This window comes from Oceanobacillus sp. FSL K6-0251 (genome assembly GCF_038004725.1).
Lineage (GTDB): Bacteria > Bacillota > Bacilli > Bacillales > Amphibacillaceae > Oceanobacillus > Oceanobacillus oncorhynchi.
Genome location: NZ_JBBORS010000001.1, coordinates 2,651,492 through 2,664,330, shown reverse-complemented (window position 1 = coordinate 2,664,330; position 12,839 = coordinate 2,651,492). Strand labels below are relative to the sequence as shown.

The 12,839-nt window shown below is 40.0% G+C and carries 12 protein-coding genes; 10 read left to right on the top strand and 2 right to left on the bottom strand.

What is annotated here, in order from left to right; genetic code table 11:
- Nucleotides 1-10: 10 nt before the first annotated feature.
- Both MKY45_RS13405 and rnhC read right to left on the bottom strand, forming a co-directional pair.
- The gene (locus MKY45_RS13405) at nt 11-703 is read right to left on the bottom strand and encodes a uracil-DNA glycosylase (protein ID WP_042534457.1); all 693 of its coding nucleotides are present in this window, start codon (nt 701-703) and stop codon (nt 11-13) included.
- Nucleotides 704-716: 13 nt separating this feature from the next.
- A complete protein-coding gene (gene rnhC, locus MKY45_RS13400; protein ID WP_042534455.1) occupies nt 717-1,637 on the bottom strand; it encodes a ribonuclease HIII in 921 nt (306 codons plus the stop codon).
- Nucleotides 1,638-1,765: 128 nt separating this feature from the next.
- On the opposite strand from rnhC, the gene zapA reads away from it, so the two are divergent.
- From zapA to MKY45_RS13350, 10 genes are all read left to right on the top strand, one after another.
- Nucleotides 1,766-2,026, top strand: coding sequence for a cell division protein ZapA (gene zapA / locus MKY45_RS13395; RefSeq protein ID WP_042534454.1), 261 nt, complete (start codon nt 1,766-1,768; stop codon nt 2,024-2,026).
- Nucleotides 2,027-2,031: 5 nt separating this feature from the next.
- A complete protein-coding gene (locus MKY45_RS13390) occupies nt 2,032-2,583 on the top strand; it encodes a CvpA family protein (RefSeq protein WP_042534452.1) in 552 nt (183 codons plus the stop codon).
- Nucleotides 2,584-2,831: 248 nt separating this feature from the next.
- Entirely contained in the window at nt 2,832-4,544 is a 1,713-nt protein-coding gene (gene polX, locus MKY45_RS13385; protein WP_042534450.1) for a DNA polymerase/3'-5' exonuclease PolX, read from the top strand.
- A gap of 71 nt (nt 4,545-4,615) precedes the next feature.
- Complete coding sequence (locus MKY45_RS13380) at nt 4,616-6,961, top strand: endonuclease MutS2 (protein ID WP_341173010.1); 2,346 nt, start codon at nt 4,616-4,618, stop codon at nt 6,959-6,961.
- Between the two features lie 91 nt (nt 6,962-7,052).
- Complete coding sequence (locus tag MKY45_RS13375; protein WP_042534446.1) at nt 7,053-7,463, top strand: DUF350 domain-containing protein; 411 nt, start codon at nt 7,053-7,055, stop codon at nt 7,461-7,463.
- A gap of 170 nt (nt 7,464-7,633) precedes the next feature.
- Entirely contained in the window at nt 7,634-9,337 is a 1,704-nt protein-coding gene (locus MKY45_RS13370) for a long-chain-fatty-acid--CoA ligase (protein ID WP_193062349.1), read from the top strand.
- Nucleotides 9,338-9,528: 191 nt separating this feature from the next.
- Nucleotides 9,529-10,113, top strand: a complete 585-nt coding sequence (locus MKY45_RS13365) for a TetR/AcrR family transcriptional regulator (RefSeq protein WP_341173009.1) — start codon at nt 9,529-9,531, stop codon at nt 10,111-10,113.
- Nucleotides 10,114-10,147: 34 nt separating this feature from the next.
- Nucleotides 10,148-10,921 (top strand): enoyl-CoA hydratase, encoded by a 774-nt coding sequence (locus MKY45_RS13360; RefSeq protein ID WP_193062347.1) that lies wholly within the window; start codon nt 10,148-10,150, stop codon nt 10,919-10,921.
- A gap of 102 nt (nt 10,922-11,023) precedes the next feature.
- Nucleotides 11,024-11,797 carry an electron transfer flavoprotein subunit beta/FixA family protein gene (locus MKY45_RS13355; protein WP_042534438.1) on the top strand — a complete coding sequence of 258 codons (774 nt, stop codon included), beginning with the start codon at nt 11,024-11,026 and terminating at the stop codon, nt 11,795-11,797.
- 49 nt (nt 11,798-11,846) lie between these two features.
- Nucleotides 11,847-12,821, top strand: coding sequence for an electron transfer flavoprotein subunit alpha/FixB family protein (locus tag MKY45_RS13350; protein WP_042534436.1), 975 nt, complete (start codon nt 11,847-11,849; stop codon nt 12,819-12,821).
- Nucleotides 12,822-12,839: the final 18 nt, after the last annotated feature.

The window sequence follows — 12,839 nt, the reverse complement described above, 5'->3', positions numbered from 1 at the left end:
TAGACTTGATTTATTTATCAGGATTTACCGTCAAAGAAAGCTGCCAATTAACAGGAGTCAGATTTTCCTGCTTTAAAATAGCGTTTGTTTTTGAAAAGTGACGGCACCCGAAGAAACCCCGGTGTGCAGATAAAGGGCTTGGATGTGGCGCTTTTAAAATATAATGCTTATCGGTATCGATCAACTCTATCTTCTTCTGTGCTGCTGCGCCCCATAATAAGAAGACAACCGGGTGATCCTTCTGATTTAAAGCATCAATTACTTGATTCGTGAACCGCTCCCAGCCTTGATTTTTATGAGAATGTGCTTGATGTGCCCGGACAGTCAAAACATTGTTAAGCAAGAGCACCCCTTGATCAGCCCATTCTTTCAGATAACCATGGGAGGGAATCTTGAAATCAACATCAGCTGCCAGCTCCTGATACATATTTTTTAAGGAAGGAGGCACTGGCACACCAGGCTGTACGGAAAAGCTCAGGCCATGTGCCTGATTAGGGCCGTGATAAGGATCCTGACCTAAAATGACGACCTTCACTTCCTGGAAATCTGTAAAGCGAAGAGCATTAAAAATATCGTACATATCCGGATATATCGTGTGAGAACCGTATTCTGTTTTTAGAAATTCCCGCAAGTGTTTATAGTAGTCTTTTTCAAATTCTTGCTCTAAAACTTGTCCCCAATCGTTTTTTAAAGGTATATTCATTGTAGCACCTCATTTAGTGTAAATATTTCTTTGCTTTATTTGTATTGGCAAAATGAAGCTTAGCAACATGTCCCAGCTGCTGTTCGCCATGAGCTTTTATATAATTGGCTGCTGCCTTATCCACTTTACCGGACGCACCTTTTGGTAAGGTAATGCCTGCTTCTTGGGATAATTTATCCATTGCTGTTACGAACCGGGCTCTGGCTAAAATAGAAGCAGCAGCAACATTAATTGAATGGCTTTCTGCTTTTGTAATAAAAGTAGTTTTTTCATGAAGCTTTAATGCTTCTGATTGCAGATAGCGTTTGTAAACGGCAGGCTCACAAAATTGATCAATGACGATTCCATCATAATCTGTACCATCTAATTTTTTAATTAATTTGTCAATGGCATGATGATGCAGCATTGCTTTCATCTTCCCCTGCGACCAGCCTTTAAGCTGCAGGCGATTATATTTCTCATTCTCCAGTTTAAGGATGGTATATGAAATAGGAAGCTGTATGATCTCTTGTGCAATACGGTGGATGGCGTCATCTTTTAAGTGTTTGGAGTCTTCCACACCCAGCTGCTTTAATTGAACTTGCTGCGCTTTGTCTGCAAAAACAGCCGCAACGGTTATCGGTCCAAAATAGTCGCCGGTTCCTGACTCATCGGAACCTATATGACTTTTTTGAAAAATAGCTGTGTCCACACTTGAAGAGGGCTTCGCTTTAGCTGCTTGTGTCGAAGCAGATGCATCCTTCCATTGGGTGCTCTCCTTCTCTGGCTGGCTGCCCTGAAAGAGAACCTTCCCAGAATGATATGCTGTGATGACAGCATAAGGTGTTTTTGCCCGGAAAACAGCCCCCTGCGGTGTTTTTTGTAAGTAAGTATGATAATGCTTTTTCATTTGTTTGATTTTATCAGCAGATGTTGTTAATACTTCTTGGCCCAAAGCTTCATTCCTCCAATCATCGGATACCTAAGACTATAGCAAATATAACGGGATTTTGAAATACTTCTTTTTCCGCAAAGTTCATGTTAATATATACTAGAATCAACGTTACACAGGAGGAAGTTAAAATGACAGACAATGAAAAACAGCGCGTAACAGTTGAAATATACAATCGGACATACCATGTTATCGGAACGGAATCAGAACGCCATGTTCAGCTAGTGGCTAATTTAGTTGATCAAAAAATGAATGAAATTCATGATGCCAATAAACAATTAGATACAGCCAGCTTAGCAGTATTAACGGCTGTGAATACAATGAACGATTATTTAAAACTAAAAGAGGATTATGCAACACTTTTAGGTTCATTACGAAAGAAAGAGGACTAACAAACATGATTAACTTAATTATAATTATTCTTCTATTATTTGGGATTATGATGGGATTAAAAAGAGGATTTGTTCTTCAGCTATTTCATTTAACAGGGTTTATTGTTGCTTTTATTGTAGCAGTAATGTACTATAACCCGGTTGCAGAAAGACTTTCCTTATATATTCCTTATCCAGACCTCTCAGGTGATGGAGCCTGGTCAGCGTTTTTAGAAAACCTGCCAGTCGAATCGGCATTTTATAATGCGATTTCCTTTGCGCTTATCTTTTTTGCGGTGAAATTTATTCTGCAGATTATTGCTTCTATGCTGGATTTTGTGGCGGCAATACCCATCATCAGCTTTATCAATAAAATTTTAGGAGCCGCGCTGGGGTTTGTTGAGATATATCTCATCAGCTTCATTATTTTATATATCCTGGCGTTAACGCCTGTCGGCGGAGTGCAGGAAGCAATCCAAGGTTCTTCTCTGGCAATGCGGATTATTGAACAGACACCATATTTCTCAGATCGTATTTTTGAATTATGGTTTAACTTGACAGAATCTCTGACCAAATAATATAACAGGTCATTAGCAAGTATAGAAAGCAAAACTGACTCAAACTAACATGGATAGCTTGAGTCAGTTTTATCACGGCATGAGTGTCCGTAATTCGCCCTAACTATATATGGAACAATTATTTTAATATGTATGGGCGAAAACGGTCACTTCATCTCCTGATTAACTAACCTTCCGTGGAAAAGGAAAAATCTCCACGGAAGGAAGTTTCGTTTTATGTAAATAGTGACAGAATAGGGTGAAAGAAAATGAATAAGAAAGATATCATTCGTTTGCTGGAGAATATAGCTGTTTATATGGAGCTGAAGGGAGAAAATCCATTTAAAATAAGCGCTTATCGAAAGGCTGCGCAAGCGATTGAAACGGATGACCGCAGCTTAAATGAGATAGATGACTTTACAAAGATGAAAGGGATTGGAAAAGGAACTGCAGCAGTAATTACCGAGTTTATCGAAGCTGGACATTCAGAAACCTTAGCGGAATTGGAGAAAGAAGTACCGGCCGGGCTTGTACCGTTATTAGATTTGCCAGGTTTAGGCGGGAAAAAATTATCCAAGCTCTATCAGGAGCTGGGCGTCATAGATGCGGAAACGTTAAAAGAAGCTTGTCTGTCTGGAAAGGTAGAAGAGTTACCTGGATTTGGAAAAAAATCTGTAGAGAAAATCGTTGCAGCAATCGAGGATGCGGGGAAGAGACCGGAACGGCTTCCGGTAGCAATGATGCTTCCGATTGCTGAGAAGATAGAAGCTTACCTGGAGGATATTCCGGGTATTGTCCGTTACTCTCAGGCAGGGAGCATCCGGCGTATGCGTGAAACTGTAAAGGATCTTGATTTTATCATTGCTACGGATGATGCAGGCGAGGTAAAAGAAGCTTTAATCGCACTGCCTTCTGTCAAAAATGTTATTGCAAGCGGAGATACAAAGGTTTCTATCACTTTAGAAGAAGCTTATGATATCAATGTTGATTTTCGTATGGTTTCTGACGGGGAATTTGCTTCTACTTTACATCACTTTACCGGTTCAAAGGATCATAATGTAGCTATGCGGCAATTGGCAAAGTCGCGCGGTGAAAAAATCAGTGAATATGGTGTAGAGGTGGAAGAAACAGGAGAGACGCTCCAGTTTGAAACGGAAGAAGCCTTTTTTAATCATTTTGATCTGCATTTTATTCCTCCGGAGGTTCGTGAAAATACAGGAGAAGTAGACCTGTTTACAGAGGAACAGAAATTAATCCGGCTATCCGATATTCGCGGAGATTTGCATATGCATACCACCTGGAGTGATGGAGCACAGTCTTTAGACGAAATGGCTGAAAAGGTAAAAAGTATGGGCTATTCCTATATGGCGATTACAGACCACTCTAAATACTTGCGCGTAGCAAATGGATTAAATGAAGAACGCCTTCGTAAGCAGCGTCAGGAAATTAATGCATTAAATGAAAAGTACGCTGATTTCCATATCTTTTCGGGTGTGGAAATGGATATCCTGCCAGATGGCAGCTTAGATTTTGAGGACGACTTTCTTAAAGAAATGGACTTTGTTATTGGTGCGATACATTCCAGTTTTCAACAATCGGAAGAGGAAATCATGCACAGGCTGACTAACGCCTTAGAAAATCCATATGTTTCGATTATTGCTCACCCGACAGGAAGACTAATCGGAAGAAGAGATGGATATAAAGTGAACCTGGAAAAATTGATTGAAAAAGCAAAAGAAACAAATACCGCATTAGAAATTAATGCTAATCCCAATCGCTTAGATTTATCCCACGAATGGGCTAAAAAAGCGCAGGAAGCAGGCGTAAATCTTGTCATTGATACTGATGCGCACAACTATCAGATGCTTGAGCATATGCAATATGGCGTAGCTACAGCCCGAAAAGGATGGATCAAACCGTCCACGGTAATCAACACATGGACAAAAGAAGAATTAGCCGCATTCTTTAACCAGGGGAAATAAGTGAGCCAGTGTTCTCATACGGAAACTGGCTCAAAGCATAGATTTTAATTTTTAATAAAAGAGGGGTTAAAATGAACGAACGTGTATTAAAAACGCTTGAATTTCACCGCCTTGTTGAAAAGGTTCGTGATCAAGCAGAAACCTCTATAGGAAAGGATTTAGCATCTAAGATACAACCCAAGTCGACGCTTGATGAAGTGGAGGAACTCCAAGCGCAGACAGACGAAGCCGTTCAAATTTTCCGGCTGAATAAAGTGATTCCTTTAGGTGGTATATCTGATATACGACCGAGTGTGAAACGCAGTGCAATAGGGAGCATTCTTTCGGCGGATGAGGTTTTACGCATTGGGGATACGTTATATGGAGGCAGACAGGCCAAAAGTTTTTTAGAACAGGTCGAGGATGTAGAAATACCAATTCTTCAATCTGCCGCAGCAAATATTATCGCAATCCGGGATTTAGAACAGCATATTAACAGCTGCATCGATGATCATGGCCAGATAATGGATGGTGCTTCATCAGCTTTACGTTCTATCCGCAGCTCTATACGGACATATGAAAGCAGTGTCCGCAGCAAGTTAGAAAGCTATACACGCTCTAACAGTAAAATGCTTTCCGATTCGATTATCACGATTCGGAATGATCGTTATGTTTTGCCGGTAAGACAGGAATACCGTGCTGCCATTGGCGGAATTGTCCATGATCAGTCATCATCCGGTCAGACATTATTTATGGAGCCAAAAGCGGTAGTGGATATGAATAATAAATTACAGGATTTATTTTCTAAAGAAAAACAAGAAATAGAACGGATTTTAAAGGAACTCAGCGGGCACATCGCTTCCTATGAACAAGAGCTTTTAAATAATGTCTATTGGCTTTCGGAAATTGATTTTATCAGCGCCCGGGGAAAACTTGCTCAAAAAATGCATGCGGTAAGACCTAAAATGAATATACATGGTTATATAAAGATGCAGCAGGCAAGACACCCATATATTCCAGATGATCAAGTTGTTCCAAATGATGTGGAAATGGGCCAGGACTATCAGGCAATTGTTATTACAGGACCAAATACAGGCGGAAAGACGGTTACTTTGAAAATGGTTGGGCTTTGTACATTGATGGCTCAATCGGGTTTACAGGTACCCGCACTCGATGGCTGTGAAATGCCGATATTTGATGAGGTTTTCGCTGATATAGGTGATGAACAGTCGATTGAACAAAACCTGAGTACCTTTTCCTCTCATATGACAAACATTGTGGAAATTATGAAGCATGTCACGGATCAGTCGCTGGTTTTATTTGATGAATTAGGCTCTGGTACAGATCCGCAAGAAGGAGCTGCTTTAGCAATGTCGATCCTGGATGAGGTGCTTTCTAAAAATGCAAGTGTTATTGCGACGACCCATTATCCGGAATTAAAAGCTTATGGATATAACCGGACGCAGGTGGTCAATGCTTCTGTAGAATTTAATGTAGAAACATTGCGGCCGACCTACCGGTTACTAATTGGCGTTCCAGGACGAAGCAATGCATTTGACATTTCGAAGCGGCTAGGGCTTGACGGAAATATCATTAATCAAGCGAAGCAGCTGATTGGTGTGGATTCTCATCAAGTAGAAAATATGATTGCTTCCTTAGAACAATCCCATACAGAGGCAGAGCGAGACTATGAAAAAGCGCATCAGGTACTGGAAGAGAGTGAAAAACTGCATCAAGAATTAACAAAAGCAATGAACCGATGGGAAGATAAGAAGCAAAAGATTTATGAAAAAACGGAAGAGAAGGCTGAAAAAGCGTTGCTGAAAGCGCGTCAGGAAGCAGAAGAAATTGTGCAGATGATGCGCAATATGAAAGACCAGTCTGGCATGAAGGAACATGAGTGGATTGAAGCCAGAAAGATGCTTGACGAGGCAATGCCGAATCTAAGCAGGGATAAATCAGCTGTCCAGCCTGAGAAGAAACAAGAGCAGAGCGAGCTGAAGCCGGGAGACGAGATTAAGCTGCTCACCGTAAATCAGCTCGGCGAGGTTGTTGAAAAGGTAAATGACAGGGAATATATGGTGCAGGTCGGCATTATGAAAGTAAAAGTAAAACGGTCTGATTTAGAGCTTGTCAAGAAGAAGAAAAAGAAGCAGGCTGAGCCAGTGGCCACGGTTAGAGGCAATAATCAGCATGTGAAAACAGAATTGGATTTACGCGGCGAACGTTATGAGGACGCGATGCACAAGCTGGAGAAGTATGTGGATGATGTATTGCTATCCGGTTACGCTCAAGCATCTATTATTCATGGGAAAGGGACTGGCGCCTTGCGAAAGGGTGTTCAGGAATTTGTGAAGCGGCATCCGCATATTAAAGGCTCAAGGTCAGGCGAAGCAGGAGAAGGCGGAAGCGGCGTTACAGTTATTCGCTTTGAATAAGTAATCGAATTAAATGTTTTGTAAGATCGGAAAAAGGGATGGATTTAATATTGGTAACAAATCCCTTTTTCCAAATGAAGGAGCGAGAAAAATGGAAGGCTTTTGGGAAAATATTTTAGTAATCACTGCAGCGAGGTATAGTGTATTTATTTTATCCACTCTGCTCTTTTTAGCAATTGCTGAACTGGTAACCTCCTATAAAAACTGGGAGGAAATAAAAAAAGGGAATCTGGCCGTTGCGATGGCTACCGGAGGAAAGCTATTCGGCATAGCCATGATTTTCAGATTCTCCATTGAGCATAACGATAGTTTAATGGTATCGATGGGCTGGGGGATTTTTGGTTTTGTATTATTAATAGCAGGATATTTATTTTTTGAATTTTTAACTCCATTTATGAAAGTGGATGAAGAAATCGGCAACGGCAATAAGGCTGTCGGCTTTATCTCGATGGTCATCTCTGTCGGGTTAGCCTATGTTATCGGAGCAAGCATCGTTGGTTAGGAGGGCAATGAGTGATATTTGAACGTTTAGCAAAAATATTAATGGCAGTTGGAATTATTTTTTTCATCGTAGGATTGGTTTATTTATTTCTCTAAATATTAGATAATATTTTCAAAGTTAGCAATTAACCGTTATAATAGGTATAGACTAAATTGAAGGAGGAATGATTTATGTTGGAAAAAAGGGCTTGGCATGATCGCTACCCTGAGGATTTACCTAAAACACTGGAATATGATAAGTGCGCTCTGTATCAATATTTAATTGATGCGGCGAAGCATCACGGAGAAAAGAAAGCGCTTTATTTCATGGGTAAGGAGATGACTTATAAAGAGCTGTATAAAGAGGCGAAAAAAACAGCGAATTATTTGCAATCTATCGGAATCAGAAAAGGAGACAGGGTTGCTATTTTTTTGCCAAATACTCCTCAATCGGTCATTAGCTACTATGGTATCCTGATGGCAGGAGCAATAGCTGTTCCAACAAATCCGCTTTATACGGAAAGAGAATTGATTTTTCAAATGAATGATGCGCAGGCTAGAGCAATTATTTGTTTAGATATTTTACTTCCGCGTGTAAACAGCGCCCGTTCACATACGACATTAGAGCATGTTATTGTAACCGGCATCAAGGATTATCTTCCTTTCCCTAAAAATATGATTTATCCATTTATACAGAAGCGAGAATACAATTTGGTGGTGAAGGTAGAGCCCAGCAATGATACCCATGTATGGAAAAAGATGATGGAGCACTCGGTTGCTGATTATTTAGAATCCCCTATTAATCCGGAAGAAGACCTTGCACTTTTACAATATACCGGCGGGACAACAGGCAGTCCTAAAGGAGTAATGCTGACGCATTATAATTTAAGTGCCAATGTGCAAATGTGCGAAACATGGCTTTCGCGCAGCGAAGAACAAAAAGGTCAGGATGTAGTTCTAGGTATTCTTCCATTCTTCCATGTATACGGGATGACAGCTGTGATGAACTTTGCGATAAAAAAAGCCTCCAAGATTATTCTGATACCAAAATTTGATGCGGGTGACTTATTAAAAGTAATAGATAAACAGAAACCTAATCTTTTTCCAGGCGCCCCAACGATTTATATCGGTCTGTTAAACCACCCGGAATTAGAGAAATATGATTTATCCTCTATAGATGCGTGTATTAGCGGGTCAGCCCCATTGCCAGTTGAGATTCAGGAGCGCTTTGAAAGAATTACCGGTGGAAAGCTGGTTGAAGGATATGGATTAACAGAAACTTCCCCTGTAACACATGCAAATTTTGTATATGCTGAACGTATTAACGGCAGTATCGGCGTCCCTTGGCCGGATACAGATGCTAAAATTGTTCAAATGGGTGAAGCGGGATTAGAAGAAGTTCCGGTTGGAGAAATCGGCGAAATCGCTGTAAAAGGACCGCAAGTAATGAAAGGGTATTGGAATAATGAAGAAGAGACGGCGAGTACCCTGAAAGATGGCTGGCTTTTGACCGGCGATTTAGGATATGTTGATGAATCCGGGTTTTTCTATGTCGTGGACAGAAAGAAGGATATGATTATTGCAGGCGGTTTTAACATTTATCCAAGAGAAATCGAAGAGGTTTTGTATGAGCATGAAGCTATCCAGGAAGCGGTAGCAGCAGGTATACCGGATCCATACAGAGGAGAGACAGTAAAGGCTTATATTGTGTTGAAAGAGGGAGCGGCTCTTACGGAAGAAGAGTTAAATGAATATGCAAGAAAACATCTCGCAAGCTACAAAGTCCCGAGAATTTATGAATTCCGTGATGAATTGCCAAAAACAGCAGTCGGGAAAATCTTAAGAAGAAAACTGATTGACGAAGAGAAACAGAAACAAGAAGCAGCATCTGTTTGAGCCTCGTGCTCTTTTTTTCTTTTCCAAAGCAGCTTGACAGGTAATTTAATTAAGCAGAGAATCGGAATGTATTTATATTGAAAACGTTTTAAATAAAACAGCTTTTCATTGACATTAAACTTCAAGAATTGTATATTAAAAATATGAATGACCATTCACTCATTTTTAATTATGTAATCAAGGAGTAAATCATGAATAATCAAAAACCAAAATATCATCAAATTATTGAAGCTGCTGTAAAAGTGATTGCCGAAAATGGATACCATGGGTCACAGGTTTCCAAAATAGCAAAGGAAGCGAATGTTGCTGACGGTACCATTTATTTATACTTTAAGAACAAAGAACATATTCTTGTTTCTTTATTCGAAGTGAAAATGGGAGAATTTATCAATCAAATAGCAAAAGCAATCGAAGAAAATGATTCTGCTTCTAATCAGCTGTATACCTTAATAAAAATGCATTTCACGCAGCTGTCTTCAGATTATTATTTAGCTATTGTGACCCAACTGGAGTTAAGACAATCAAATATTTCTTTAAGACTGCAGATTAATCAAGTTTTGAAGCCTTACTTAACCGTGATTGACGGTATTATTCAAAAAGGAATGGAGCAGCAGCATTTTAGAGAGGATTTGAATATTCCTCTGGTCAGGCAAATGATTTTCGGTACACTTGATGAGATTGTTACGAATTGGGTGATGAAGGAACAGAAATATCATCTTGTTGACATGGCGCCTGAGATTCATAGAATGCTCGTCAGTGCTTTAACTTCAAAATAAACAGATAATGAAATATAAAAAAGAGGTGATTGATTTGTCCGTTTTGGAATTAAAAGTAGAGGAGAAGGTTGCTTATTTAACAATCAAAAGCCCTCCTGCTAATGCATTATCTTCTAAGCTGATCGCAAAATTAGATGAACTGTTAACACAGATTGAACAAGAAGGGGAAGCCAAAGTGGTTGTCCTGCAGGGAGAAGGCAAGTTTTTCTCAGCTGGGGCAGATATTAAAGAATTTACCGCTCTTCAAGAGGCATCAGAGTATGAAACTTTAGCTAAGAACGGCCAGAACATTTTTAACAGGATAGAGCATTTTCCGCTTCCTGTTATTGCATCCATACATGGCGCTGCATTAGGCGGAGGATTAGAGCTCGCAATGGCTTGTCATATAAGGTATGCAACGGCTGATGCCAGAATAGGGCTTCCAGAGATGAATTTAGGCATTATTCCTGGTTTTGCCGGTACACAGCGTTTGCCGCGATATATAGGTAATGCCAGAGCATATGAGATGATTTTAACCGGAGAACCGATTTCCGGAAGGCAGGCGGAAGAATGGGGGCTTGTTAACCGGATTGTGGAAGAAGATGAGCTGGAAAATGAAGTTCGTCAATTAGCCGGAAAAATTGCTGCTAAAAGCAAGCCTGGAATCAATCGGATTATGCAATTGATTCCTTATGCAAATACAAGCCAATTTGCAGAAGGAGCTGACAGGGAAGCGGGCTTGTTTGGTGAAATTTTCGGGTCATATGATGCGAAAGAAGGTGTAAGCGCTTTTAAAGAAAAAAGAGCAGCAAACTTTCAGGATAAATAGATTTTCTGGCGGTTCCCAAATTACTCGAATGATAAGAGGATGAAGTATTATTGACTGCTTTTTAAACATACATTCTAGTTTGTGACAAGGAGGAAAAAGAATATGAATATTTATGTATTATTGAAAAAAACGTTTGATACAGAGGAAAAAATTGCTGTTCAAAATGGGAAAATTGAAGATGATGGTGCAGAATTCATCATTAATCCTTATGATGAATATGCAGTAGAGGAAGCGATTGTACAAAGAGATAAGCATGGCGGAGAGGTCACAGTGGTTACCATTGGTGACGAAGACTCTGAGAAGCAGCTTCGGACAGCTCTTGCTATGGGAGCGGACAAAGCAGTTCTAATTAATACAGAAGAAGATTTGGAAGAAGGAGACCAGTTTACAACTGCCAAAATTTTAGAAGCATTTTTTGAAGACAAGGAAGCTGATTTGATTTTGGCAGGGAATGTTGCTATTGATGAAGCAAGCGGTCAGGTCGGTCCGAGACTTGCCGAGCTTTTGGGAATATCCTGCGTTACAACGATAACGAGCCTGTCTATCGATGGGGATACTGCTTCGATAGAAAAAGACGTTGAAGGAGATGTTGAAATCATCGAAACCAGCCTTCCTGTACTAGTTACTTGTCAACAAGGCTTAAATGACCCGCGTTACCCTTCACTGCCGGGAATTATGAAAGCGAAGAAAAAACCGCTTGAAGAATTAGAAATCGATGATCTGGACCTAGATGAGGATGACGTAGAAGCAAAAACGAAAACAATCGATATTTATCTTCCGCCTGAAAAAGAAGCAGGTAAAGTGTTAGAGGGAGAGGTAGCGGATCAGGTGAAGGAATTGGTATCTTTATTGAAAAATGACAAAAAGGTACTTTAAGAGAAAGTTTGTATGATAATGCAGCTGATAGTGAAAGGGGATAATAATAATGAGCGATAAATTACTAGTGATTGGTGAAGTAAGAGATAATGATATAAGAAATGTTTCCTTTGAGGCAATTGCAGCGGCGAAGCAAATTGATGCGGATGCTGAAATTGTGGGTGTTTTATTCAGTGATAGTGATTTAACCAGTGCAGGTGAAGAACTAATTGCTTATGGGGCGGATAGTGTTGTTACAGTCACGCACGACAATTTGAAAACGTATACATCAGAAGGGTATGGACAGGCGGTTTTAGAAATTATCGATGAATTATCTCCAAAAGGAATTGTCATGGGGCATACCTCTATTGGAAAAGACCTGACACCAAAGGTTGCAAGCAGGCTGTCAGCAGGACTTATCTCTGACGTAGTAGACATTGAAAAAAATGGCGATGACAATGTATTTATTCGTCCTATCTATTCTGGAAAAGCATTTGAAAAGAAGACATTTGCAGATGATTTTATATTTGTAACGATTCGCCCGAATAATATAGCTGCTCTTGAAAAAGATGCTTCAAGATCTGGCGAAGTAAATACCAAGGATATAGATATTAAAGATTTACGTACCATTGTGAAGGATGTTGTCCGAAAAACCTCGGAGGGGGTTGACCTCTCAGAAGCAAATGTTATTGTAGCAGGCGGAAGAGGAGTGAAAAGTGCAGAGGGATTTAAACCGCTTTACGAGCTTGCAGATGTACTGGGAGGTGCTGTAGGTGCATCCAGAGGTGCCTGTGATGCTGACTATTGTGATTATGCGCTGCAAATTGGGCAGACCGGAAAAGTGGTAACTCCTGATTTATATATTGCGGTAGGTATTTCCGGTGCAATTCAGCATTTAGCCGGAATGTCTAATTCCAAAGTAATTGTTGCTATAAATAAAGATGCTGAATCAAATATCTTTAATATTGCTGACTATGGAATTGTTGGTGATTTATTTGAAGTCATCCCGCTGCTTATTGAAGAAATTAAAAAAGTAAAGGCATAAAGGAAATAAAAGGTCTGT